This is a genomic window from Roseibium sp. (assembly GCF_965233565.1).
Lineage (GTDB): Bacteria > Pseudomonadota > Alphaproteobacteria > Rhizobiales > Stappiaceae > Roseibium.
Window position 1 is genome coordinate 4,122,221 of the sequence record NZ_OZ247494.1, and the last position, 24,449, is coordinate 4,146,669.

Annotated in this window: 25 protein-coding genes and 2 pseudogenes; 12 read left to right on the plus strand and 15 right to left on the minus strand. The window is 60.5% G+C overall.

Going from position 1 to position 24,449, the window contains the following annotated elements; genetic code table 11:
• Positions 1 to 147 precede the first annotated feature (147 nt).
• Entirely contained in the window at positions 148 to 936 is a 789-nt protein-coding gene (locus ACO6TG_RS18860; RefSeq protein WP_422374602.1) for a WecB/TagA/CpsF family glycosyltransferase, read from the plus strand.
• Here the strand turns inward: ACO6TG_RS18860 and ACO6TG_RS18865 are convergent.
• Together ACO6TG_RS18865 and ACO6TG_RS18870 are read right to left on the minus strand one after the other, a co-directional pair.
• On the minus strand, positions 933 to 1,691 hold the full coding sequence (locus tag ACO6TG_RS18865; protein ID WP_422374603.1) for a cobalt-precorrin-6A reductase: 759 nt from the start codon (positions 1,689 to 1,691) through the stop codon (positions 933 to 935). The genes ACO6TG_RS18860 and ACO6TG_RS18865 overlap by 4 nt on opposite strands.
• Positions 1,681 to 2,781, minus strand: a complete 1,101-nt coding sequence (locus ACO6TG_RS18870) for a cobalt-precorrin-5B (C(1))-methyltransferase (RefSeq protein ID WP_422374604.1) — start codon at positions 2,779 to 2,781, stop codon at positions 1,681 to 1,683. The genes ACO6TG_RS18865 and ACO6TG_RS18870 overlap by 11 nt, the downstream gene beginning before the upstream one ends.
• Before the next feature lie 131 nt (positions 2,782 to 2,912).
• Here ACO6TG_RS18870 and cobA point away from each other — a divergent pair, with 131 nt between their 5' ends.
• Positions 2,913 to 3,779, plus strand: coding sequence for a uroporphyrinogen-III C-methyltransferase (gene cobA, locus ACO6TG_RS18875; RefSeq protein ID WP_422374605.1), 867 nt, complete (start codon positions 2,913 to 2,915; stop codon positions 3,777 to 3,779).
• Positions 3,769 to 5,091: a cobyrinate a,c-diamide synthase gene (locus ACO6TG_RS18880; protein ID WP_422374606.1), complete on the plus strand. Its 1,323-nt coding sequence runs from the start codon at positions 3,769 to 3,771 to the stop codon at positions 5,089 to 5,091. The genes cobA and ACO6TG_RS18880 overlap by 11 nt, the downstream gene beginning before the upstream one ends.
• On the opposite strand, the gene ACO6TG_RS18885 is transcribed toward ACO6TG_RS18880, so the two are convergent.
• Both ACO6TG_RS18885 and ACO6TG_RS18890 read right to left on the minus strand, forming a co-directional pair.
• Entirely contained in the window at positions 5,088 to 5,717 is a 630-nt protein-coding gene (locus ACO6TG_RS18885) for a class I SAM-dependent DNA methyltransferase (protein WP_422374607.1), read from the minus strand. The genes ACO6TG_RS18880 and ACO6TG_RS18885 overlap by 4 nt on opposite strands.
• A gap of 56 nt (positions 5,718 to 5,773) precedes the next feature.
• Entirely contained in the window at positions 5,774 to 6,397 is a 624-nt protein-coding gene (locus tag ACO6TG_RS18890) for a Crp/Fnr family transcriptional regulator (RefSeq protein WP_422374608.1), read from the minus strand.
• An 83-nt stretch (positions 6,398 to 6,480) separates the two neighbouring features.
• Here ACO6TG_RS18890 and ACO6TG_RS18895 point away from each other — a divergent pair, with 83 nt between their 5' ends.
• Entirely contained in the window at positions 6,481 to 7,044 is a 564-nt protein-coding gene (locus ACO6TG_RS18895; RefSeq protein WP_422374609.1) for a hypothetical protein, read from the plus strand.
• A 94-nt stretch (positions 7,045 to 7,138) separates the two neighbouring features.
• On the opposite strand, the gene cobM is transcribed toward ACO6TG_RS18895, so the two are convergent.
• Genes cobM through ACO6TG_RS18935 form a run of 8 tightly spaced genes read right to left on the minus strand, consistent with a single transcriptional unit; the run spans position 7,139 to position 13,987 of the window.
• Positions 7,139 to 7,912 carry a precorrin-4 C(11)-methyltransferase gene (gene cobM, locus ACO6TG_RS18900; protein ID WP_422374610.1) on the minus strand — a complete coding sequence of 258 codons (774 nt, stop codon included), beginning with the start codon at positions 7,910 to 7,912 and terminating at the stop codon, positions 7,139 to 7,141.
• Positions 7,909 to 9,816, minus strand: a complete 1,908-nt coding sequence (cobJ, locus tag ACO6TG_RS18905; protein WP_422374611.1) for a precorrin-3B C(17)-methyltransferase — start codon at positions 9,814 to 9,816, stop codon at positions 7,909 to 7,911. The genes cobM and cobJ overlap by 4 nt, the downstream gene beginning before the upstream one ends.
• The gene (cobI, locus tag ACO6TG_RS18910; RefSeq protein ID WP_422374612.1) at positions 9,786 to 10,511 is read right to left on the minus strand and encodes a precorrin-2 C(20)-methyltransferase; all 726 of its coding nucleotides are present in this window, start codon (positions 10,509 to 10,511) and stop codon (positions 9,786 to 9,788) included. The genes cobJ and cobI overlap by 31 nt, the downstream gene beginning before the upstream one ends.
• Positions 10,508 to 11,707: a precorrin-6y C5,15-methyltransferase (decarboxylating) subunit CbiE gene (cbiE, locus tag ACO6TG_RS18915; RefSeq protein ID WP_422374613.1), complete on the minus strand. Its 1,200-nt coding sequence runs from the start codon at positions 11,705 to 11,707 to the stop codon at positions 10,508 to 10,510. Before cbiE ends, cobI begins: the two co-directional genes overlap by 4 nt.
• Positions 11,704 to 11,952, minus strand: a complete 249-nt coding sequence (locus ACO6TG_RS18920) for a hypothetical protein (RefSeq protein ID WP_422374614.1) — start codon at positions 11,950 to 11,952, stop codon at positions 11,704 to 11,706. Before ACO6TG_RS18920 ends, cbiE begins: the two co-directional genes overlap by 4 nt.
• A 1-nt stretch (position 11,953) precedes the next feature.
• Positions 11,954 to 12,595, minus strand: coding sequence for a precorrin-8X methylmutase (locus tag ACO6TG_RS18925; protein ID WP_422378911.1), 642 nt, complete (start codon positions 12,593 to 12,595; stop codon positions 11,954 to 11,956).
• A 22-nt stretch (positions 12,596 to 12,617) separates the two neighbouring features.
• Positions 12,618 to 13,748, minus strand: coding sequence for a sirohydrochlorin chelatase (locus tag ACO6TG_RS18930; protein WP_422374615.1), 1,131 nt, complete (start codon positions 13,746 to 13,748; stop codon positions 12,618 to 12,620).
• Complete coding sequence (locus ACO6TG_RS18935; protein ID WP_422374616.1) at positions 13,745 to 13,987, minus strand: DUF6732 family protein; 243 nt, start codon at positions 13,985 to 13,987, stop codon at positions 13,745 to 13,747. Before ACO6TG_RS18935 ends, ACO6TG_RS18930 begins: the two co-directional genes overlap by 4 nt.
• Before the next feature lie 427 nt (positions 13,988 to 14,414).
• On the opposite strand from ACO6TG_RS18935, the gene ACO6TG_RS18940 reads away from it, so the two are divergent.
• Both ACO6TG_RS18940 and ACO6TG_RS18945 read left to right on the plus strand, forming a co-directional pair.
• Positions 14,415 to 14,774 (plus strand): DUF2946 family protein, encoded by a 360-nt coding sequence (locus ACO6TG_RS18940; protein WP_422374617.1) that lies wholly within the window; start codon positions 14,415 to 14,417, stop codon positions 14,772 to 14,774.
• Positions 14,775 to 14,859: 85 nt separating this feature from the next.
• The gene (locus tag ACO6TG_RS18945; RefSeq protein WP_422374618.1) at positions 14,860 to 16,260 is read left to right on the plus strand and encodes a PepSY-associated TM helix domain-containing protein; all 1,401 of its coding nucleotides are present in this window, start codon (positions 14,860 to 14,862) and stop codon (positions 16,258 to 16,260) included.
• Between the two features lie 409 nt (positions 16,261 to 16,669).
• On the opposite strand, the pseudogene ACO6TG_RS18950 reads toward ACO6TG_RS18945, so the two are convergent.
• Together ACO6TG_RS18950 and ACO6TG_RS18955 are read right to left on the minus strand one after the other, a co-directional pair.
• Positions 16,670 to 17,476 (minus strand): annotated as a pseudogene (locus ACO6TG_RS18950) (PP2C family protein-serine/threonine phosphatase); the annotation flags it as partial.
• 189 nt (positions 17,477 to 17,665) lie between these two features.
• Positions 17,666 to 18,232 (minus strand): annotated as a pseudogene (locus tag ACO6TG_RS18955) (Tll0287-like domain-containing protein); the annotation flags it as partial.
• Positions 18,233 to 18,431: 199 nt separating this feature from the next.
• Between ACO6TG_RS18955 and ACO6TG_RS18960 the strand changes: the two are divergent.
• From ACO6TG_RS18960 to ACO6TG_RS18975, 4 genes are all read left to right on the plus strand, one after another.
• Positions 18,432 to 18,950 (plus strand): glycine cleavage system protein R, encoded by a 519-nt coding sequence (locus ACO6TG_RS18960; RefSeq protein ID WP_422374619.1) that lies wholly within the window; start codon positions 18,432 to 18,434, stop codon positions 18,948 to 18,950.
• A 189-nt stretch (positions 18,951 to 19,139) separates the two neighbouring features.
• Positions 19,140 to 20,171: a UDP-glucose 4-epimerase GalE gene (gene galE, locus ACO6TG_RS18965; protein ID WP_422374620.1), complete on the plus strand. Its 1,032-nt coding sequence runs from the start codon at positions 19,140 to 19,142 to the stop codon at positions 20,169 to 20,171.
• Between the two features lie 46 nt (positions 20,172 to 20,217).
• Positions 20,218 to 20,532, plus strand: a complete 315-nt coding sequence (locus tag ACO6TG_RS18970) for a DUF1905 domain-containing protein (protein WP_422374621.1) — start codon at positions 20,218 to 20,220, stop codon at positions 20,530 to 20,532.
• 5 nt (positions 20,533 to 20,537) lie between these two features.
• Positions 20,538 to 21,083: a hypothetical protein gene (locus ACO6TG_RS18975; protein WP_422374622.1), complete on the plus strand. Its 546-nt coding sequence runs from the start codon at positions 20,538 to 20,540 to the stop codon at positions 21,081 to 21,083.
• 261 nt (positions 21,084 to 21,344) lie between these two features.
• Here the strand turns inward: ACO6TG_RS18975 and ACO6TG_RS18980 are convergent, their stop codons facing one another.
• Positions 21,345 to 22,637 carry an Hsp70 family protein gene (locus ACO6TG_RS18980; protein ID WP_422374623.1) on the minus strand — a complete coding sequence of 431 codons (1,293 nt, stop codon included), beginning with the start codon at positions 22,635 to 22,637 and terminating at the stop codon, positions 21,345 to 21,347.
• A gap of 354 nt (positions 22,638 to 22,991) precedes the next feature.
• Here ACO6TG_RS18980 and ACO6TG_RS18985 point away from each other — a divergent pair, with 354 nt between their 5' ends.
• The gene (locus ACO6TG_RS18985; RefSeq protein WP_422374624.1) at positions 22,992 to 23,780 is read left to right on the plus strand and encodes an ABC transporter permease; all 789 of its coding nucleotides are present in this window, start codon (positions 22,992 to 22,994) and stop codon (positions 23,778 to 23,780) included.
• Positions 23,777 to 24,436 (plus strand): ABC transporter ATP-binding protein, encoded by a 660-nt coding sequence (locus tag ACO6TG_RS18990; protein WP_422374625.1) that lies wholly within the window; start codon positions 23,777 to 23,779, stop codon positions 24,434 to 24,436. The genes ACO6TG_RS18985 and ACO6TG_RS18990 overlap by 4 nt, the downstream gene beginning before the upstream one ends.
• Positions 24,437 to 24,449: the final 13 nt, after the last annotated feature.

A 24,449-nucleotide genomic window follows, 5' to 3' on the forward strand; every position in this document is an offset into this window, starting at 1 on the left:
ATAACGGCCTGAAAAACCTGACTGTCTCCGGGATTGGGGCTAGATCCGACGGGGCGGCGTGCCTACCTGAGAGGCGCGCGCAACAACAAGAACGAACAATCTGCCGGGGACCGGAACGGACCGCAGGCAGCAAGGGCTGGAGTTGGAATGTTAGCGAATGGCAAACAAGGCGAGACGCCGACCGGCGGTGCCGACATGGCCCGGATCGGGCCGTTTGCCATTGCACGTCTGAACCTTCGGGACGCCGTTTCTCTGGTCCGGACATCTGTTCAGCAACGCGAGCAGCTGGATATCGCCATCTGCAATGCCCACACCGTCCTGACTGCCCTGGACAATCCCGACTACGCAAACACCTTGCAGAAGATGACGCTCCTGAACGACGGTATCGGCATCAATCTGGCCAGCCGGCTGCTTGACGGGCGCCCGTTTCCGGCAAACCTGAACGGCACGGATCTTGTGCCAAACATCCTGGCGGGTGTCGGTATTCCGATGAGGATCTACCTGCTCGGCGCCCGGGAGGAGCAGGTGCGCGGAGCGAAACAGCATATTGAGGCGAGATACCCCGACCATCAGGTGGTCGGCTGCCGGGACGGCTTCTTTCGGGAAGAGGACGTTGCAGGTCTTTGTGCAGAGATCAACGCCACCAGGCCGGATCTGCTTCTGGTCGCCATGGGCAACCCGCGCCAGGAGTTTTTCATCGCCCGGAACCGCGCGCAGCTGAACGTACCGGTGGCTGTTGGTGTCGGCGCCCTCTTCGATTTCATGTCCGGTGCCGTCGTCCGCGCACCGGCTTTCGTGCGCAAGGCCGGACTGGAGTGGTTGTTCCGCTTGCTGCAGGAACCGCGCCGACTGTTTCATCGTTATGTGATCGGAATTCCGCGTTTCCTCTTCGCGGTGGCCAGGTTCAAATACGGCCGGTCCGAAAAAAGCGCCTAATCTGCAACCGGGCTTAAATGGCCCTTCACCAGCGCGATCATTTCGTCAACGGAGCCCGCCGTTTCGGCCTTGGGCAAATCCGGCCTGCTGATCATGAAGACGGGTAGCGACAGTCTGCGGGCGGCTGCGATCTTGGCAAAGGCACGGGTGCCGCCGCTGTTCTTGGTCACCAGATGCGTGATCCGGTGTGTTTCCATCAACGAGAGCTCTTCTTCGACCGCCTGCGGCGGGCGTGCCAGGATCAGCTGCCAATGAGGCGGCAATGGCTCGGAGGGCGGCTCGATCATGCGCGCCAGGCCGAAAAGATCCGTGCGATGTGTGAAAAGTCCGATGTCTTTGCGCCCGACCGACAGGAAAACCCTCGCCCCTGTTGGCAAGGCAGAGGCGGCATCGCTGAGAGTATCAAGCGACTGCCAGGTGTCGTCGGTTTCCACTGTCCAGCCGGGCCGGTCAAGGCGCAACAGGGGCACTTGGGTGAGGCGGGTGGCAGCGGCTGCATTGCGGCTCATCTGTGCCGCGAAAGGATGTGTCGCATCCACCATGATCGTGACAGCCTCTGCTTCCAGATAGGCGCGCAAGCCATCGATCCCGCCAAAGCCGCCGACCCGGGTCGGTATGCCGAGGTCCGGCAGATCAGAGACAGCGCCGGCAAACGAGGCCGTCAGCCGGGTCTCGGGAAAGGTTTTGGAAAGCGCGCGTGCCAGCTGACGGGCTTCATGGGTGCCGGCCAGAAGCAGGATATGGTCATGTGCCATCGTCAAATCCGCATTCGCCGATCACATTGCCGGATCTGTCGGTGATCAGGACTTCAACAGAGATCGGCGCATCTCTCAGAATGTCGCGCACTGCGGCCTTCGCGCGCCGTGCCAGCGGCGTGCTCAGGTCGACACCGGCGGTGAGCGCGCGGTCGAGCACTTCCTTGGCCGTGTTGGCCTCAAGGGCATCCGCGACCTGGTCCCCGGGCGCGCCGGTTTCCACCAGCAGATCCTGCAAATATCCGAAATCGACGGAGCTTCTGGCGGAATGCAGATCGAGCGCGCCCTGGGCCAGCTTGGTGAATTTGGCAAACCCGCCGGACAGCGTGAGTTTCTCCACCGGATGACTGCGCAGATATTTCAGGAGCCCGCCGGCAAAGTCTCCCATGTCGAGAAAGGCGGTCTCGTCGAGGTCATAGCGGTGTCTGACCGCGTCTTCCGAGGCGCTGCCGGTCGCTCCGACAACATGGGTGAGGCCGACGGCGCGTGCGACATCGATGCCCCGGTGGATGGAGGCGATCCAGGCCGCGCAGGAAAACGGGCGGACGATGCCCGTGGTGCCCAGAACGGACAAGCCGCCGACAATGCCGAGCCTGGGGTTCATGGTCTTCAGGGCAAGCTCGGCGCCACCGCCGATCGAGACCTCGATTTCCACATCGCCCGGTGCGCCATGGCGGGACGCAATTTCGGAAATGGCCGTTTCCATCATCTGGCGCGGCACCGGGTTGATCGCCGGTTCTCCCGGCGGGATCGGCAGGCCGGGTCTTGTGACCGTGCCGACGCCGTCCCCGGCCTTGAAGCGGACACCGGATCCTTCCGGCAACAGCCGCACGGCGGAGGTGATCAGCGCCCCATGGGTGACATCCGGATCGTCGCCGGCATCCTTGGTGATGGTTGCCATTGCCCTGCCGTTCGACAGATCGTGCCGGGTCAGGGCAAAGGCGGCGGTTCCGCCGCGCGGCAGGGTGATATCGACCGGGTCGGGAAACGTCCCGGTCAGAAGAGCCGAATAGGCGGCCTTGGCCGCCGCCGTCGCACAGGCGCCGGTCGTCCAGCCGCGTCGCAATTCTTTTGGCTCAGTTTTCGACATCAGGTTTCTATATCCGATGCATTTCCGCTTTTCTGCCCCTGGGAGCACCTGCGCGATAAAATGTCGTAATCCTTTTGTTTTTGATCGCGGTTTTGCTTGGCTGCCTTTGTTTGCGCAGGTAAACAGGACATATGACGGGCACTACAGAGAACAACAGTCTGCCGAAGGGGTTGCCGGTGTTTGAACCGGGCTGGGTATGGCTTGCAGGTGCGGGACCGGGCGATCCGGGCCTGTTGACGCTGCATGCGCTGAACGGCCTGCGCCAGGCGGACGTGGTTGTTTACGACGCCCTGGTCGACCAGAGCATTCTGGACTGGGTGAAACCGGGTGCCATAACGGACTATGCCGGCAAACGCGGCGGCAAGCCGAGCCCGAAGCAACGTGACATCACGCTGAAACTGATCGACTACGCCCGTGCAGGCAAAAGGGTGCTGCGGTTGAAGGGCGGCGATCCGTTTGTCTTTGGCCGCGGTGGCGAGGAGGCGCTCGGTCTGGTGGAAGCCGGCGTGCCCTTCCGGATCATTCCGGGCATCACCGCCGGGATCGGCGGTCTGGCCTATGCCGGCATTCCCGCGACGCACCGCGACTGCAACCAGGCGGTCACCTTCCTGACCGGCCATGACCAGACCGGCCTGACGCCGGACGCCGTAAACTGGGAAGGGATCGCCAAGGGCTCGCCCGTGATCGTCATGTATATGGCGATGAAACATCTTGAGACGATAGCCGGCAAACTGATAACCGGTGGACGGTCTGTGGACGAGCCTGTGGGCATCGTGTGCAACGCTTCCTTAGCCGGGCAAGAGGTTCTGGAAACCACGCTCGGCCGGTGTTTCGCGGATGCCAGAGCCGCGAATATCGAGCCGCCGGCCATCGTCTGTGTCGGCGAGGTGGTGCGCCTGCGCAGCGGACTGGACTGGCTTGGGGCGCTGTCGGGCAGGGTTCTGGAAAGCGATCCGCTGGGACTGCGGCAGGACCGCCGTTCGGTCGATGCCGGCTGATCCTGCTACGTTTTCTCCCGGCGGTTTCCTGATTGCAGCGCCGTCGTCCGGTGCGGGCAAGACAACTCTGACCCTGGCACTGCTTAGAGCCTTGAAGCACGTGGGTCTCACAGTCGCCTCGGGAAAATCAGGTCCCGATTATATCGATCCCCGCTTTCATGAAGCCGCAAGTGGCACCGCCTGCATCAATCTGGATGCCTGGGCGATGACACCGGAAACGCTCAGGTCCTTGGCGCGGGATCGTGCGCAAGGGCAGGACCTGCTTCTGGTCGAGGGAGCCATGGGGCTCTTTGACGGGGCGGCGAATGGCAAGGGCTCGGCGGCCGATCTGGCTTCAACATTGGGCCTGCCGGTCGTTCTTGTGGTGGATTGCGCCAAGCAGGCCCAGTCCGTTGCCGCACTGGTTCATGGCTTTCGGATCTTCCGGGACGATGTTTCTGTGGCCGGTGTCCTTTTGAACCGGGTCGGCAGCGCCCGGCATGAGGCCATGTTGCGGCAGGCCCTGGCGCCGCAGGACATCGAGGTGCTGGGCGCCCTGCCGCGTTCAAAGGACCTGGTTTTGCCCGAGCGCCATCTGGGACTGGTTCAGGCCGGCGAACATCCGGATCTGGAGAGGTTTCTGGACGGAGCGGCCCGCCTTTGCCGCGATCATGTCGACCTGGGGCGACTGCAGAAGATTGCAGCAAGCCTTGGTCCGCAAGGAACCGGCAAGAAGCATCTGCCTGCCCCGCTCGGACAGAAGGTCGCCGTTGCCCGGGACACTGCCTTTGCCTTTTCCTACCCGCATCTTCTGGAAACCTGGCGGCAAGACGGGGCCGAGATCTCTTTCTTTTCACCGCTTGCCGACGAGGCGCCTGCAGCGGATGCAGACGCGATATATCTGCCGGGCGGCTATCCGGAACTTCAAGCGGGGCGCCTCGCACGGGCGGAGCGCTTCAAGGCCGGTCTGAAAGGTGCAGCGGAGGCGGGGACGCTGATCTATGGCGAGTGCGGAGGTTACATGACGCTTGGCACCGGTCTCATCGATGCGGACGGGCATAGGCACGAGATGCTCGGCCTTTTGCCGCTGGTGACCTCGTTCCAGGCGCGCAAGCGCCATCTCGGCTATCGGAAGCTTCGCCCGCTCGCGCGCCTGCCTTGGTCATGCGCCTTGTCGGCGCATGAGTTCCACTATGCCTCGATCGTCTCGGAGGGGGCTGCTGAGCGCTTGTTCGCGGCGGAAGATGCGGAGAGCAATCGGCTGGCCGACATGGGATTGCGCGCCGGGTCCGTCATGGGCTCCTATGCCCATGTGATTGCCAGGGCACCTTAAACCACCTCCAGCACCACCAGCTGACAGAAGATGTTTTCCTTGGTGTGGTAGGGGCTCTCGGTCACTGAAACCACACGGGTCTTGCCCTCTTGTTCCAGCGTTTCGATCTTGTCCTTGAAGCCGTCCGCTTCCCAGGCAATGTCGCGCACGGTCAGCACGACGGGGGCGCCCGGCTTGGCAACGCGGATGAGTTCGTCAATGCCGGCGGGACCGACATGTCCGGCGGTGAAGACACCCGCACAGACGACCCCGTCATAGATATCGTCACCGATCTCGAAAAGCGGTCCGGCCATGTCGGCCTGGTTGAGCTTGCGGTAAGCGCCCTTGGACCGGGACTGCTCCAGCATCGCGGGTGTCAGATCGATGCCGTCGATGGTCAGATCCCACTTGCGCTTGATGAGCTCAATGCCGACCAGACCGGTGCCGCAGCCGGCATCCAGGATGAGCGCCGTGTCGGAGACGTGGCTGACCAGGGCCTCAGCGGCGATTTCCGGCCCGACATAGCCCATGCTCAGAAGCAGATCCGTGTCGTAATGCTCCGACCAGTTCTCGTAAAATTCCCGGATCGCATCGGGGTCACCACCCAGCAGGGTTGCCTGTTTCAAGAGAGGGTTTTCGTCAGGCATGAAGGTCTCCGATTGCGGTGGTCCGGATGGCAGATTAGGCGAGCGGCTTGCAGCAATCAAACCCCTCGCTGCAATCTGATCCGGTTGTTCCCCCGCTCGATCCGGCCAGACTTCGCCAGCGAGGCCAGGGCCCGGTAGATGGCCTCATGGGTGAGGCCGAGCGTTCGGCCGATATCCTTCCAGGCCAGTCCCGGGTCTCGCCACCCATCTTCACCAGCCGGCAACAGCGACAAATAGGCAAGGACCCGATCGTCGGCCCGCTTGATGTTGCGCAGCTCGATCTGGGATCTGAGGTCCCGGATCGATCTGGAATAGATTTTCAGGATGGCCAGTGACACGTCCGGACGGGCAAGGGCCGCGAGCAGGGCCTGCTTGTCATAAACGGCGCAGTCGACGTCGGTTTCACAGATGGCGTCGCAATGATAGCGCTCGGCGAACAGCGAGGCTTCGGCAAAAAGCTCCCCGGTGCCGGCGCGCTGAACCACAACTTCCTGGCCGGTTTCGAGGGTGCGCACCATCGTCAGCAACCCGCCCAGAACAAAATACAGGCGGGTGATGCGGTCGCCGGTCCAGAAGAGGTGCTCGCCTGAGGGAAGAGAAAGATGCTGCGCCTCAAGCCCGGCCCGTTTCAGAATATCCGTGAAGGTCTCCATGGGCACCAGATGTGGATCAAGCCTCAAACATATGATCCGGATCATATGAGATCGCCTCGAACTTTGCCACACTTGTCCTACAAAGCCCTATCGACCTGCGGGAAGCATGCATGGCGCCGATAATCCCACAAAAGGCTTTCGCCATAATTGGCATGTGCCTCTGTTTCCCGCATTTTTCTTACGCTCAGGGCGCCGCCCTTCTTCAGCCCTACGCGGGAGAAGAGACCCGCCAGATCAAGTCCCTGTCCGAAAAGGATGTCGAGGACCTGCGGGCCGGTCGCGGCTGGGGACTTGCCAAACCGGCCGAACTGAATGGATATCCGGGGCCCGCCCATGTGTTGGAAGCGGCCGAAGACCTTCAGTTGTCGCCGGAAACAAGGGCCCGGGTGGAGGCCATTTTCAACGCCATGAACGCCGAAGCCCGCCGATTGGGCGCGCTTTACATCGAGGCCGAACTGCAGCTTGAAAATGCGTTCTCGGACAAGTCCGCCGAGCCGGAGGCCCTGAAGCGGTTGCTGGCCGATGCCGAAGCCTTGCGTGCGCAGCTGCGGCTGACACATCTTGAAGCGCATCTGGAAACCGCGCCATTGCTGACACGGCACCAGAAGATGCTTTATGCGAGGCTGCGCGGCTACGACACGGGAAGCGGTCATGACCACGGCGGCCATCATTGATCGCAACAACCGCCACGCGACCGGCACGGATGTCACCGTTGATAAAATGGGGCTGCCGAATGAACCGGCAGCCTGTCAACGGGACACCGCCTGCTTACCCCTTTGCCTTCTTCTTCGGCCTGAGCACATGCACGTGGTCTGCATCGTATAGAGCGCTGTCGCGGAAGTCAGCGTCAGGTTCCAGCGCATGGCCGACAAAGATCAATGCGGTGCGGGTGATCTTCGAGGCGCGCACCTTGTCGGCAATCGTTGACAGGGTGCCGTGAATGAACGCCTCGTCCGGCCAGCCGACCCGGTAGGCGACAATCACCGGACAGTCCGCGCCGTAATGCGGTGTCAGCTGGCGTTCGACTTCGCGCAGATTGCGGATCGAAAGGTGAATGGCAAGGGTGGCGCCGCTCTTGCCGAACGTGTCCAGGTCCTCGTTGTTCGGCATTGCGGACGATTTCATCGCCGTGCGGGTGACAATGATGCTTTGCGCGACTTCGGGGATCGTCAGCTCTTTCTTCAGCGCTGCCGCCGCCGCGGCAAAGGCCGGCACACCAGGGGTGACATCATAGTCGATGCCGAGCTCGTTGAGCCGGCGCATCTGTTCTGCTGTCGCGCCATAGATGGACGGGTCGCCGGAATGCACCCGGGCCACATCCAGCCCCTTGTCATGGGCCGCCTTGATCTCCCCGATGATCTCATCGAGCGTCATCGGGGCGGTGTCGATCACACGGGCGTCGTCCGGCGCCGCGGCAACAATCTGTTCGGGCACCAGCGATCCGGCATAAAGGCAGACCGGGCAGGACTGGATCAACTTCAGGCCGCGCACGGTGATGAGATCCGGATCGCCCGGGCCGGCGCCGATGAAATGGACGGTCATGTTGTTTCTTCCGTTTTGGGGGCGTCTTCCGCGGCAACGTCTTCTGCGGTCTCCGCCGGCGCGGTTTCAGGCTCCACGCTTTCCGGACGCGGCGCATCGATCCGCTTGGCATAACCGCGCGGGGTGTAAACGAAGGGCTGGCCGTCGCCGCGCATCACGGTGCGAGTGTTGGTCGAACCGATCAGCACCGTCGTCAGCATGTCGACATCATCGACGCTGAGAGCGTGCAGATTGGTCACCCGGATGGTTTCCTCCGGCCGGCCCAGATTCACTCCGAGAATGACGGGTGTCGCCGCGGACCTGTGTTCCAGCAGGATTTCCTTGGCCGCTGCCAATTGTGTCCGGCGGCGCTTGGAGACCGGATTGTAGAACGCAATCACAAAGTCACCTTCGGCCGCAGCCTTCAATCGCTTCTCGATGACTTCCCAGGGGGTCAAAAGGTCGGAGAGCGAAATGGCGCAGAAGTCATGGCCGAGCGGCGCGCCGATGCGGGCCGAACAGGCCTGCAGCGCGGAAATGCCAGGTGCATTGGTGACGCTGACCCTTTTGGCGGCATCCGATACACCGCCATATTCCTCGTTCCGGTGCAGAAGTTCATAGACAAGGGCACCCATGGCGTAGATGCCGGCATCGCCCGAAGAAATCAGAGCGACATTCTTGCCCTTTCCGGCTTCCTCCAGGGCAAATCGGACGCGGTCCTCTTCCGCACCGAGCGGAAAATTGTGGTGCTTCTTGCCGGTGATGTGGTTTTCGACCAGGTCCAGGTAAAGCGAATAACCGACCACATCGGTTGCCTCGGCCAGCAGCTTCGTTGCCTCAGGTGTGCGCCAGTCGTCCTTGCCCGGACCGATGCCGATGACGGAAAGATGACCGCGTGCGCGGCCTGCCATCGAGACATCGATGGTCTTTGGTGAGCGTGTGATGGCACAGGTGGCGTTTTCGGTCTTCTGTTTTTCCACCTTCAGCGTTGCGAAGGGCCCGGCCGCGGCAAGCGCGGCCCCTTCCGAGACGCCATAGCAGCCGACTTCCTTGAAGACGACGGGAGAGGGGTTTTTCAGGCGCGGAGTTTCTCGCTGCAATTCCTCGGCGGTGAAGATCCGCAAGGGCACATTGAGATGGTCCGCCAGCGCATTGACAGCTGCTTCGTCGGCCTTCAGATCGATGGTGGCGACCACGGCAACGGCCCCAGGCGCGATACCGGCGTCAAGCAGCTGGGCTTCGACCAGATCGATCAGTTCCTGCGGCTCGCAGCCACGGGCACTGCCGACACCGACAGCATAGCGCTGCGGATGGTAGACAAGCCGGGTCGGGCCGCCTTCGTCCGGTTCTTCGGCGGCCACAAGGGAAATCGCGGCCTCGTCTTCTTCTTTCAGCTTTGCCTCGCGCAGCCAGTCGGCCCGACCCTCGATGCGCACGGAAGCGCCGGACAGCAGCTCGGCCATGACCGGCTTGGCATCCTCACGGTTGGCAAGACGCCAGCCCTTGGGCGGTTCGTCCAGCGCGATGCCCAGCTTGGTGTCGCCGGCGGTGGTCACAGCGGCGTGGCCGCCAAGCGCCTTGGCCAGAAGCCTGGCCAGCTCGTTGGCGCCGCGATGGCCGCCGAGCAGCGGCACGATGCTGGAGCCGTCTTCGGAGACCGCGATCACCGGCGGTTCGGTGGTCTTGTCGGACAGCAGCGGAGCAAGCGCGCGGATCAGGATGCCGCTGGCGCAGAAGCCGACGATCGGGTGCCCCGCCTGGAACAGCAGCTGGATATGGTCGATGGTCTCGTTGAACTGCGTGTCCGCCGTCGGCACGCGCCCGGCCAGCCCGTGGATGCGGGCCGTGGAAAAGCGTTTGGCGATTTCTTCTGCGGCGCCGAGGCCGGCCTCGTTCAGGACGAGTAGGATGGGGGAAGCGTCCACGCTTCGTCTCCCTTGTAGATGAGGATCATGGAAAAGTAAGGGGCGGTGTCTGCCTCGACGTCAATGAGGCGATAAACCTTTTGTTCCGGCAGGCTGGCCCGTTCGACATAACCGGCCCGTTCCAGGAGGCCCATCCGGCCCAGAAGGGCCTTCAGACGCGTCAGGTGACGGCCGACCTTCATGATGGCCACTGCCTGGGCTTCTTCGATCTTCTGCGAAATGTCGACATCCGGCAGCGGGCCGGGAATGACGGTCAGAACATCGTTGCGCGCCGTCAGCGGCCGCCGCAACTGGGCGGCACAGGCGGTGAGCGACGTCACGCCCGGCACGATCTCGATGGTGAAACGGTCCGACAGACGCTCGAACAGATACATGAAGGAGCCGAAGAAAAACGGGTCGCCTTCACACAGCGTGATGACGTCCTGACCGGTCTCCAGAACGGCGGCAATCTCGCTCGCCGCCTTGTCGTAGATCTCCTGTGCCGGAAACCGGTCGACGCGCATCGGCACGACAATCGGGATTTCCCTGGCGTCGGCCGGGATCACATCTGCGGCGATCGAACGGGCGAAACTCTCGCCGCTGTCGGGCGCCGGATAGGCAATGACCCTGGCAGAGGAAATCAGGCGATGGGCCTTCAGGGTCATCAGCTCCGGGTCGCCGGGGCCGAGACCGATGCCAAAAAGGGTGCCGCTCATGGCTTGGTATAGCTCCATTGGGTGACGGGCATCAGCGGCCGCCAACCGGTCAGTCCACCGACGGCACTGGCCCGGTGGACGGATAGTTTTTTCAAATCACCGCCAAGGTGCTGATAGGCAGCGAGCAGGACGGCTTCGCTTTCCAGCGTTACGGCATTGGCGACGAGGCGGCCACCGGATTTCAGAGCTTTCAGGCAACCATCAACAAGACCGTCAGCGGTCAGGCCGCCGCCGATGAAAATCGCGTCCGGTGTGGGCAGTCCCTCAAGGCCGGCCGGGGCCGTTGTGTCTTTCAGCTCCAGATGCGGCACACCGAGCGCGACGGCGTTTTCCGCGGCCATCTGGCGGCGCTCCGAGTGAGGTTCAAGGCCAATCGCTCGCGTGCGCGGGGCAGCGCGCAGCCATTCAATGGCAACCGATCCACAGCCTGCACCGACGTCCCACATGAGGGCGCCCGGATAGGGTTTCAGCTCGCCAAGCGTCACGGCCCGGATGTCCTGCTTGGTCATCTTGCCGTCATGGCGAAAGGCCTCGTCGGCAAGGCCAGGGGTGCGCGCGCGGAAGTGGATGCCGGGATCGGCGATAACCTCCAGCGCCAGCGTATGAAAGTCGGCAACGTCCTGCGACCAGTCTTCGGCCGTGCCGCCAATGCGTCGCTCGCGCGAACCGCCAAGATGCTCAAGCGCCGTCATGCGCGTGCGGCCATAACCTTCGTCAGCCAGCAGGTCGGCCACCTGACGCGGCGTTTCGCCATTGCTGGTCAGCACCAGCAGGCGCGCACCGGGGTAAAGCGCGGCGCGCAGCAGGTCGACCGGGCGGCCGTGAACAGACAGGCACTCCGTGTCCTGCAAGGCCCAGCCCATGCGACCGGCCGCCAGCTGGAAGGCAGACGGCGAGGGCAGAACGCGCAAGTCCTCGGCCGGGAAGTGTTTCAGCAGGGATGCGCCGATCCCGAACCACATTGGATCGCCCGTCGCCAGAACCGCAACCCGTTTGTCCTTGAGTGCCGCGAGATCGGCAAAGACCGTGGCAAACGGGCTTGGCCATGTGCGTTTTTCAGCGGTAATTTCACCGGCCAGCTCCAGATGACGCGTGCCGCCATAGACGATCTCGGCACGGGCCAGCGCGTCTGCGCCGCCGGGTGCAAGAACGCCATCCTCACCGATGCCGACAAGGGTCAGCCAGGGCGCGCTCATGTGTCCTCCAGCGTGTAGGGCCGGATCACCGGCTTCACCGAAAGGTCCCTGGGCTTGCCGTCGGTTGAGACTGACACCTGGCGTGCGCCTCTGGAGCGGTGGTGCGTCTGGACCTCTGCCGAATTGCCGGCGTCTGCGGTCGAGGCCGCAGATTGTCCACCTGGCGCGGAGAGAAACCCGCGCGAGCGCATGGGTTTGTTGCCGGCAACCGACTTGAACGGCTTTTTCGGGGTCCTGTCTGCCACCTCAGCGCTCCTCAGGAAGGCCGGCGGCAAGGGCGTTGACCGCAGCGGCTGCCATGGCGGAGCCGCCCCGGCGACCGCGTACGGCAAGATAAGGGAGGCTGAACGGGTTTTTGGCAAGTGCGTCCTTGGATTCCGCAGCGCCGACAAAGCCGACCGGAAAACCGAGCACGACAGCCGGTCTCGGGCCGCCTGCCGCGACCATTTCCAGGAGATGATAGAGTGCTGTCGGGGCATTTCCGACAGCGACAACCGCACCGTCCAGCCGATCCCGCCAGAGTTCGATGGCCGCTGCAGAGCGTGTTGTGCCGAGTTTTTCGGCAAGCACCGGCACCTGCGGGTCGTTCAGCGTACAGATGACCTCGCTGGTCTCTGGCAGACGGGAGCGGATGATGCCATGGGCAACCATCTCAACGTCGCACAACACGGCGGCACCACCGGCAAACGCGGCTTGGGCCGCATCGACAACATCGTCCGACCACATGAGGTCCTGCGGAAGATCGGTCATGCCGCAGGCATGGATCAACCGCACCGCAACAGGTTTGAGCCCATCCGGCAGATGCGACAGCTGTGCTTCCGACCGCACGATCGAAAAGGACTGACGGTAGATCGCCGCCGGGTCCTTTTCATAGTCGTAGGACGGCATCGGGTCGGTGCTCACGGCGCGCCTAACCTTCCCGGTTCAGCGATTTCGGTCCGTGCGGATGGTCCGCATGCGGATAGGGATGATGGTGATGATCATGGGCATGCCCGTGATCATGTTCATGCCCGTGGTCATGATGGTGATGCCCATGTCCGTGACTGTGATCATGGGAATGGCCGTGATCGTGGGAATGGTCATGATGATGATGATGACCACCTGCGCGAACCTGCTTCTCGCAGGCGCCGGTGCAGAACTCCTCGCAAAGCTGGCACTCGGCTTCCGCTCCGAGACCTTCCACATGGTGGTGGTGGCTTTCCTGGGCGAGACCAACTTCGGCCTCGAAGCCGAGCACCTGTTCCCGGTACTTGCACATCTGGCAGTTCATCAGGTTGGCGCCTTGCAGGATCTCCTGCACCCGGTCGGCCATGGTATCGATCACCTGCGGATGGTCGTTCAGGTAACCGGCCTTCAGGAACTCGATTTCCGGATGATTGGCGGCAACTTCATCCGTCGTGCCATAGATCCGTTGCACCAGGACGCCGGTGAAAAGGAAATACGGGAACACGATGACGCGCTTGTAGCCAAGCTTGGCCGCGTGTTCGAGGCCGGGTCCGACCAGCGGGAAGGTCACGCCGGAGTAGCAGGTCTCGGCCCAGCCGAAACCGAAGCCTTCCCACAAAAGGCGGGTGATCTTGGTGACGTTGGAATTGGCATCCGGATCGGAAGCACCGCGCCCGACCACCATCAGCAGGGTTTCGTGCAGCGGTACGTCGCTGTCGGCAGCGTCGATCGCCTCCTGGATGCGTGCTGCAGCGGCCTTGACCATGCGCGTGTCGACGGCCAGTTCCCGGCCGTAGGAGATGGTCATTTCAGGATGCATCGCCTGATAGGTGTTGAGCACCGAGGGGATGTCGTTCTTGGCATGACCGGCGGCAAACAGCATGCCGGGCACGGCAAGCACGCGGGTACAGCCGGCTTCCCGCAGCTTGTTCAGGCCGTCATGGATCACCGGGTTGGCGAATTCCAGATAGCCGTATTCCACCGGCCAGTCCGGGAACCTGGCCTTCAGGCCTTCCGCCAGCTGTGCAAACTGTTTGACCGCACCCTTGTTGCGGCTGCCATGGCCGCAGATCATCAGTCCGAGTTTTTCACTCATTGTGCGGCTTCTCCGGCGGGTTCCGCTTCGTCGGCCTTCGCCTCGGCGTCAGCTTCGTCCTGTTTTTTCTTGCGGTCCTTCAGGGCGATGACACCCGCAACCAGGGCCGCGCCGGCGAGCGCGGCAGCGCCGACCCAATGGGCATGACCGGCAAGTTCGCCCAGGTGCCCGGCATGGGCGTGGGCGGAAGTCGGCAGCAGAACGGCGCCAAGGCCGGCAAATGTCAGATATCGGGTCATGTCTCTCCCCCAGGTGGCAGGTGCCGGAAACGGCAATCTTTGGCGTCGGCGACCAGGGGTGAAAGCAAACACATGCGGCATGCGGTTCGACAACCGCACGTCCGTTTATGCCGTGGACAGCTCCGGCCTAGGTCCCCTGTTTGGGTCAACCGCATCCGGAATCGCTTTCAGTCCCATAAAAAGGGACGCCGTCAGGTGGCGGCAACCTTATGAGAGGCCCTTTGCCGGATCAAGCAGGAAAGCGACATGCATTAGTCCATTTGCCCACATGCCCGCTATTCCCATTCGGCAATGCACCGTCAATTTTCCCGATTTTTCAGGCAAACCAAATTGTGTTTCCCGAAGAACTGGACTAGAGAGCGGTTGGCACAACGAGGGCAGGGGCGTGCGGCGCATTCAAAAGGCAAAGACGGACATGAGGCAGGTGGTGGCAACACTGCTGCTGTTGCCGTTCCTTCTGGCCGCCCTCTTGCCCCAGGGCTATATGCCCTCCGTCGCAGAAGACGGCACCTTCACCGTCACGCTCTGTACAACCGATGGCCTGCGCACCGTCACGCTGGATGCCAGTGGCAATGAAGTTCCGGACGGCCCGGTTGACGAGGACGATCCGCGCGCCGGACATTGTATCTTCGCAAGTTCCTCGGTCCTTGCCCTGCTGCAGCCCGGTCCGGATCTGCCGGATATTGCCACCGCGGCGACACGGCTTTCGAACATTCGTGCCCCCGGCCTGCGTCTTCACGCCTTCTCCAGCCGGCTCGGTGCAAGAGCGCCACCGGCCCCCACCTGAATTCCGTCATCCAATTTTCGAATTCAGTTGAACCGGAAAGCACGCCTGCCTGACGGGCACGGTGCTGCGCCGGTCTGGAGATCCCATGAGCACACTTCCCTCGGACGTCGAAGTTGCGTCCGGCAAAAGCCGTTTTTATCTTGCCGCCTGGCGCTGGCACTTCTACGCAGGCATCTATGTTGTTCCCTTCCTCATCATGCTGGCCGTCACCGGCCTCGGCATGATGTATATCGCCGTCTTTGATGGCCGCGACGGTGAAAAAATCAGCGTGACCGCCAGCGGTGATCCGGTCAGCCTGTCGGCGCAGTCAGAGGCGGCCCTTGCCGGCTTTGGTGACGAGGCCAGGCTGGTCGAGTGGATTGGAGCGAAAAGCAACGAAGGCGCAAACGTCTTTCGCGTCAACGAGGCCGGCACCAACACCATGGTGGCCGTCGACCCTTACGCCGGGACTGTCATCGAGACCTGGAACCGCCGCGACGGCTGGTACGATCTTTTCAACGACATTCACGGGACCTTGCTGATCGGGACAACGGGTGACCGGCTCATCGAGGTTGCGGCCGGGCTGAGCATCGTTCTGATCGTCACCGGCCTTTATCTGTGGTGGCCGCGCGCCGGCAGCGGATCGTCCTTCGTGCCGGAACTCAGGGCGCGGGGCCGTGATCTCTGGAAAAGCCTGCACAAGGTCGTCGGTGCCTATGTGGCTCTGGTCCTGCTGGTGTTTCTGGTCAGCGGGCTGGCCTGGGCAGGTATCTGGGGGGAAAAATTCGTCCAGGCCTGGAGCACGTTCCCGGCAGAAAAATGGTCCAACGTTCCGCTGTCCGATGAAACCCATGCGTCCATGAACCACGGTGCCATCAAGGATGTGCCCTGGGGACTTGAACAGACCCTGATGCCTGCCTCCGGGTCCGATGCCGGTCTGGATGCAATCCCGGAAGGCATTGCGGTCAATCTCGACAGCGTTGCCGCCTTCGGCCGCGCCATCGGTTATGAAGGCCGGTTCCGGGTGAGTTTCCCGAGCGGCGACACGGGCGTCTGGACGATCAATCAGGATTCCATGAGCAACGATTCTGAAAACCCGATGGTCGACCGCACCGTGCATCTCGACCAATATACCGGCAAGATCCTGGCTGATGTCGGTTTTGCCGATTATTCGCTTGCCGCCAAGGGCATGGCCGTGGGCATCGCCTTTCACGAAGGCGACATGGGGCTCTGGAACATCGTGCTGAACACGGTGTTCTGCCTGTCGGTGATCTTCCTGTGTGTCAGCGGACTGGTGATGTGGTGGCTGCGCCGTCCGAAGGGCGCTGCCTTGCGCATCTTTGCTCCGAAGTCACCGGAGGACCTGCCGCACTGGCGCGGGGCCATGATCCTGATGCTGTTCCTGTCGCTGGCCTTTCCGCTGGTCGGGATCACGCTTCTGACCGTGCTGGCGCTGGACTATCTGATCGTCAAGCGGGTGCCGTTGCTGCGCCGGGCTCTGGGGTAACGAGAATAACCCGGGCGCTGCATGCGGCGCCCGGATCCTTCGAACGCCTGACCTGGTCGCCAGGTGTGCAGCAAACACCAGTGTCATCAACTCATTGCGTTGATGATACTGACTGAATGAAGCGGCGTGGCGAGGCGGGACCGGCAGCGTAGGGACAGCGGTTTAGTTCTGTCATAAATGGCGCGCGTTCTTCCTCTGTGTCACCCCGGCCGCAGCGCAGCGGAGAGCCGGGCACCACGCACGTCCATAGTGGCTGTGTATTGCAGCAGTCTTTGAATTGGGTGCCGGCAGCGTCAGCAAGTGGCCTTGCGAGCAGGTCAAGGATCTGCGCTTCGCTTGTCCGGGGTGACACACATTTTGCTACAAAGGCCACCCCGACTGGTAGCCTCAAGCATCTGCTCCTGAAGCCTCACGTATGCCGGATGACCAGCAGTGTGATGTCATCATGGACAACCTGCGTACCTATATGGGATTTCAGGTCGGCAAGGATGCCTTCCAGCACGCGCGTGGCGCTGGGCGTGTTGTGGCTGCAGGCGCTCTTGATCAGGCGATCCAGCCCGAAGAGGTCTCCCTCCGGGCTTTCGGCTTCCGTCACGCCATCCGTATAGAGCACGATGATGTCGCCCTGGGCGAAGGCCAGTTCCCTGGTTTCGATAAATGGCGCGATATCGTCGTCGAGACCGATCGGGAAGCCCAGATCGACCGTGTCGATCACCTCGCAGCTGCCATCCGCTTTCAGGACAATCAGCTCCTCGTGCTGGCCCGAGAGGGTCACCTTGTCCGGTTCGAAATCGAGGAACGAAAGGGTCAGGTGCTTGTCGGTCTTGGTGCGCTTGATATTGCGGCAGATCGCGCTGTTGAGCGCTGCGAGGAACTGGCGCGGATCAGTCGGTCCGCGTTCCTGAAGCGCGACGGCGACGGATTGCACCATCAGCATCAGCACACCGCTTTCCAGCCCGTGACCAGTCACGTCGCCGATGCCGACCTTGACCCTGTCATCCAGCTGCAAGACGTCGTAATAGTCGCCGCCGACTTCGTCGGCCGGCTCCATGAAAGCGGCGATTTCCAGCTGGTGAATGCCACCCAGTTCATCCTTGGTCGGCAAAACCATCATCTGGATCTGCCGGGCAACCTCGATCTCGGCTCCCAGGCGCAGGTTCTCCGATTTCAGCTGCTCGTTCAGATGCGCAATTTCGGTGTTGGCCTGTCCAAGGTCGATGTTCATCTTGTGATAGCGGGTCGCCTGGTGCCACTGCAGCGCGGTCACGGCCGCGCCGATGGCCCCGGCACCGGCGAAATAGAGCAGCAGATACTTGAAGGACCAGAGATTTGCCGCAATCGGCTGGCTGATGGTGATGGCCTGGATGCCGCGTACGTCGCCCTCACTCCAGTCCTTTTTCGGGCTCTCCGGATGGGAGTTGTGACATGAGACGCATGACTCGCCCAGCATGACCGGCGAGGCAATCTGGATCCGGCGGTCAAAGATCGAGCCCTCATAACCGATGACGATGTCCTTCGGATCACGCGTCACACGGAAATCGGCAAGCGCGGTCTTTTCGAAATCGGTCAGCTGATGATCGGCGCGTTCCTCGAAGGGCAGGTCCGAGACGAAGCGATAGCTCAGGTTACGCGTATCGCCGCCGATCACTTCACCAAGCTCGATCGACAGGGTCGCGGGGATGGGAATGCCACCCGGCATCTGGTGATATTCGTGGGTCGGCGTGATGTCGCCGTCCGAGTCCAGAACGCGGCCAACGACATTTTGCGAATAATATGTCCGGATCCGGCTGATGGCGACGTCAAGATCGATGGCCTGCGATTTCAAGGAGGCGTCGGAAATTGCGCGCAGGTCCATCCACACGGCGACCGGCAGCATGCCGAGGCCGATTACGACCAGAAGTAGAAATACCGCGGGACGTTCGATGAGTTTGAGCCAGAACCTGTCCACACGGCGCCGTTCAATCTGCTGCATTCGATATCCTGAAAGTCATAACCTGACCGACCAAACCCTTGAGCCGCCACCGGAACTTATTTGAGGCCGGGTGAGTGTCGTTATTATGTCGGATGTACGACGCTTCGGCCACAGACGGAAGCGACAAATTCCTGTCTTGTGTTGAACACGTGGAAATTGTCTAGTGATCCCATTCGGTTTGACCAGAGAGTGAGGCGGCATGCAAACGCATCTTGTATTCACGGTGATCGCCAAGGACCGGCCCGGTCTTGTGGAGCGAATGGCGGAAGTGATCGCCGGCCTGGGCGGCAACTGGATTGAAAGCTCCATGGCGCGGCTCGGCGGCGAGTTTGCCGGCATTGTCCGGGTTGCCATTGCCGGGGATAAATCGAAGGAACTGGTCGGCCAGCTGGAGGCGCTTTCTGCCGACGGGATCGACATCACCCTGCGCTCCGACAAGGATGGCGACGAGACACCTGCCGGGGCATCGGCCCGTCTCGATCTCGTGTCGCAGGACCATCCGGGCATCCTGCGTGATATCACGCATGTGCTCAGCGAAAAGGGCGTCAGCATCGAACATCTCGAAACCGAGGTCGCGGCGGGCTCCATGCAGGGCGAAGCCATGTTCAAGGCAAGGGCCGATCTGCGCCTTCCGGTCGGCCTCGATCCGTCTGACCTGTCCGATGCGCTGCAGGAAACGGCAGGAGACCTGATGGCGGACGTCAATCTGGTTGACTGACCGGTTGGCGAGGCAGTCGCGGAACCTCGTTCACATGATGGGCCATCTGTGAGACAAGCATATGGCGCTAATATCTTGGGATGCGAATCGTCGGCACCTGCGGCTTTGCGCGAGTGCGAAGTCACTTGTAAAGGGCGCGAGGAAAGGCGAACGCGATCCGACTGAAAGTTCAAGGTGGAATTTGTCGCGATGTCGATTCTGATTACCGGCGGCGCCGGGTACCTCGGCTCACATTGTTGTGTGTCCTTTATTGAACGGGGGTATGATGTTGTTGTTTTCGACAATCTTCGCAATTCAAACCCTGAAGCGCTTCGGCGGATCGAAGCTATCACCGGCAAAATGCCCAAGTTTGAGCAAGGCGATGTTCGGGATCAAGCAGCCCTTGAAACCGTTCTAAAGCGTCATGATTGCGATGGGGTTATTCACTTTGCGGGATTGAAAGCGGTTGGTGAATCCTCTCAAGATCCTTTGTCCTATTACGACAACAATGTCATTGGTACGCACCGTCTGCTGAGCGCGATGTCCGCGGTTGGGACCCATCGTCTCATCTTTTCGTCCTCCGCGACGGTTTACGGAGAGCCGAAATCACTTCCCCTGACTGAAGAACATTCCCTAAACCCGGTGAACCCCTATGGGCGCACGAAGCTGATTGTTGAAGATATGCTGCGTGACCTGGCGGCCAGCAATCCAGCCTGGCGCGTTGGTGTTCTGCGTTATTTCAACCCGGTTGGTGCACACAGTAGCGGTTTGCTGGGGGAGGACCCACAGGGGGTGCCCAACAACCTGATGCCATTTATCGCCCAGGTAGCCGTCGGGCGACGGAAGCAGTTAAGTGTCTTTGGCGGCGACTACCCGACAAGAGATGGTACCGGCGTGCGCGATTACATCCATGTTGTCGATCTGGTTGAGGGGCATCTTCGCGCATATGAGAAATTGTCTGCATTAGGCTCTTCAGAGAACTGCTTTTCCGTCAATCTGGGTACGGGAAATGGGTACAGTGTTCTCGAGATGATCAGGGCATTCGAGCGGGGGGCGAACCAGCCAATTCCGTTCGAGATTGTAGCCCGGCGCGAGGGCGATGTGTCGGAATTCTATGCAGATACCCAAAAGGCAACCGAGTTCCTCGCCTGGTCGGCGGAACGCGACTTGGATGACATGTGTTCAGATACGTGGAACTGGGTGAGAAAAAACCCAGGTGGCTACAAGTCAGCGTCCGACTAGGAAGATCAGACCGTCTGAACCGTTCATTGGAGACACATTTTCCGGCATGCTGGACCAGATGGAGTTTGACGGAAAGCTGTGGCTGCATGCAGGGCCCGGAGGCTGGACCTTCGTCACCCTGCCGCAGGATTGTGCCGACCAGATCCGTTTCTACACCGGCAGTAAAAAAGGTCGCGCCTGGGGCATGATCAAGGTCAGCGCGCGCATCGGTGCATCCACATGGCAAACCACCATCTGGCCCGACAAGACCTCCGGTTCCTTCCTGCTGCCGGTCAAGGCAGCAGTGCGCAAGAGGGAAAAAATAGCCGCCGGAGACACGGCGTCGGTGTCTTTGCAGCTGCTCGCGCCGCCGGGATTTTGAAGCTGATGTTCGACAGTTCATTCATCGAAACGCATTTGGACCCGGTCAACTGGCGGTCGCTGGAAACGTGTCAGACGAAATACGCTCCGCGAGAAGAACCTCATGATCTTCGAGCGGCCTTCCTGAACCTCTTTTCTCCGGACCCGGCCTTGCGCAAGGCCGGGCATGGCAAGCTGGAAAACAACATTGTGGTTCAGGGCTACCTCTACCCGGCGTCGAATGAGATCGTGTCTGTTTTGTGTGCGGCGATCAGATTCAGTCCCATGCAGGTGACCGTGGAGGCACTGGATCTTCTTTTTGAACTGGCTGCAGGGCAGGACGAAACGGACGACATCGCGGCGCTCTGCCGTAAAGAGGTCCTGTCGATCAAATCGCACCTCGTTGCGATTGCCGACCAGAACCGGGACGAGACCTCAAGGCTCGCGATCGATATTCTTGCGTTTCAATTTGCGGAGGATTCCAGCCTTCGGGAGTTTGTCAGAAAAGAATTTGAAACGGGGAAACTTGCGGCCTACGAAGCTCGGCTGCGCGAAGATGGTGTGCTGGCATAGCAGACGGGTACGATGTCTTGCCTCCTACGGATGCGTTTTCTCAACATGCGGCAGCCGTGATCGACAATGATCACGGTCTGATCTGCGAAGTCTCGCCTTTGAAGGTCTGCGACACCGCCCGCTGGCTGCGAGCGCCCAGGCTCTTGATAGACGGGACATGACAGAAGACGGGTGGTGAAAGGATTTCTGCCAGGAGAGCGTCTTTTTTCCGTTTAACCTTGCTATTTCCTGTAAGCCAGACCAGGTCTGCCTGACACGCCTCTAAGCTGCCAGTGCCCAGTCGCTGGCATCCTCTCGGGCGCCGATGAGCGCCAGACCGTTCGCGACCGAGGTCAGCTCGTTGCCGCCGGAGACCTTCTCCGAGCCGAAACGCTCACTGAACATATGCCGGACGGCCGGCACGAAGGAGGTGCCGCCGGTCATGAACACCCGGTCGATGTCCGTTTCCGGAAGCCCGGCCTTTTCCAGGGTAACGTCGAGCGCCTTGTTCATCTTTTGAAGATCGGGCGCGATCCAGCGATCGAAATCGGCGCGTCTGACATCGGCCCTGAAATCCTTGCCGAGCGGGGCAAAGGTCAGCTCGGCTTCGTCCTGCGTCGACAGGAGCGCCTTGGTTTCGGAGACGGATTTGTAAAGCGGATAGCCCTGGTCTTCCTCCACCAGGTCGATGAACAGCTCGATCTTGTCCGGTTCCAGGCAGTAGCGCAGAAGCTTCTTCATTTCCTTGAAATCTTCCGAGGTCTTGAAGATCGACAACATGTGCCAGCGGGCAAAGTTGGAAAACAGGTTGGGCGGCATGTCGAGCACCTTGCCCATGCTCTTGTAGCTTGAGCCCTTGCCGAGTTTCGGCAGGATGACATTGTCGATGATGCGGTAGTCGAGCGTGTCGCCGGCAACGCCGATGCCGCCGCGCCCCAGAGGTGTTGCCGTCAGATGTCCGGCCCGGGTCTCGAACCGCATCAGCGAATAGTCGGTGGTGCCGCCGCCGAGATCGGCAACCAGAATGGTGGTGTCCTTCTCAAGCGACTGGGCGAAGGAGAAGGCGGCCCCGACAGGCTCCATCACGAAGAGGATGTCTTCAAACCCGACCTTGTAAAAGGCCTTGCGATACCGTTCCATCGCCAGCGACTCGTCCGGATTATGGCCGGCGAACTCCACCGGGCGGCCGACCACGAGACGCGTGGAGGACGGGTCGAAATGACCGCCTGAACGTTCGAAGGCGAGCGACAGGAACGTGGCCATCAGGTCCTCGAATTCAAACCGGACACCGAACACGCCCGTGCCCTTGAAGGCCCGGCTTGCGGCAAATGTCTTCAGCGACTGGATGAAGCGGACATCGCCCAGGCTTTCCAGGAATTGCCGGATCGCCCAGGGTCCGACCTCCGCATTGAGCGCCCGTGCCGCGCCCCGATCCAGAAAACTCAGCACGGTCGGCAGGGAGGTGAAGGCGTCATTGCCGTCCTGGAAATGCACAGGCGCAGTCGCTGCTGCACCATTTGCGAGGACGGCAACCGTGTTGGACGTGCCAAAATCAAGGCCGATTGTACGGGGCATCGAGTAGTTCCTTGGACTAAATGAATGCTTGGAGGTCGGCGACAAACGAGGCTGCCCATTGAGGGACACTATTCCCTGATATCAAAATGGAAGCAGCGTTGTCAGAGAGGAGATTGCTGTGAGTGGGCGGTATATATTCAATCTCCTCGGGGACCGGCAATATTACAGGCGGGGGCAACACTCCAGCGCAAAGCCCAGAACCGCATTCTTGTGAAGGCTTGTTGGACTATGTTAAGGGTGTGGCGGTTGCGGATTCGAGCTGAAGAGATGCCGGATTTCGCCTTGCAGGGTCAACCGGTTAGGACGAAATTGAACACTCGATCTATGTACTGATGGATAACCACGGTTGATTTTATGTACTCGGAGCCGCTCCACAAGAGCCTAAAACGGCAGTTTGCGATCACATTCGCGCTGATCGTCCGCGAAATGACGACCCGCTACGGCAACAAGATCGGCGGGTACATGTGGGCTGTTCTCGATCCAGTGCTGACGATTGCGATCTTGACGACGGTCTTCTCAGCGGTTGCTCATGTGCCGCCTCTTGGTCGAAGCTTCGCGCTTTTCTTTGCCACAGGTTACGCCGCATTCTATATGTACCGCTCAACCTCTGACCAGGTGAGTTCTGCGGTCGAGGCCAATCGAGCATTGTTGAACTATCCTGTGGTAATGCCATATGACACCATCATTAGCAGAGTCATACTGCAGATTATAACACTTTTTGTTGTAAATATGCTGCTGTTTGGAAGTCTTTACTTTATGGTGCCTTTTGAAAAAATAGACTTGGCCCCAATTTTTTTCGCATCAATAATCGCAATTACCCTCGGGGCGGGTGTTGGTGCAGCAAACATTGTTTGGTTTCACTTAAGCAGTACCTATCAGCAAGTCTGGGGAATCATTAACCGTCCAGCATTTATTGTGTCCGGCGTATTCTTTATTCCCGAAACTGTGCCGCAGCCCTTCCAGAGCATATTGCTCTGGAATCCGTTGGTGCATGTGATCGGGATATTCCGAACCGGCTTCTATCCGACTTACCGTGCGGAATTTGTCAACTTGCCGTATGTCTTGGGGTTGTCGATATTCTCGCTTGCGTTCGGAATGTTTCTCGTATGGTTGTTTGACGCCAAACTGCGGGAGCCAAAATGATCAGATTGGATCGCGTATATAAAAGTTTCAGACTGAAGGGTGAAACGCGCTACATTGCCAAGGACGTTTCGTTCACCATTCCTCGAGGTGAGAGTATTGGTTTGCTTGGACGAAATGGCGCAGGGAAATCCACCTTGCTGAAACTGATCGCAGGTACTATCAAACCGACATCCGGCCGGATCATCCGGATGGCGAATGTTTCCTTTCCCCTGGGTTTTCAGGGAAGTTTCAATGGTTCACTGACCGGCGAGCAGAATGTTCGCTTCGTTGCACGCATTTATGGTCATGACACGGAAAAGCTTGTCGAATATGTTCAGGACTTTGCGGAGCTTGGAAATTCGTATTTCATGCCCGTGAAAAGCTATTCATCGGGCATGCGGGCAAGACTGGCTTTCGGTGTCAGTATGGGAATCGATTTCGATTACTACCTGGTTGACGAAATTACCGCCGTGGGCGATTCAAATTTTAAAAAGAAATGCAAGCGGGTGTTCGAGGAGAAGCTCCAGAGCTCAGATATCATTATGGTTTCACACTCCAACGGAGCGTTGAAGGACTATTGTACGACGGGAATTGTGCTCGAGGATGGCGGATTAACGTTTTTCTCTAACATTGATGATGCTATTGCAATGCATGATGCGAACATGGCTCGGCGCTAGTTCACGGTATCAG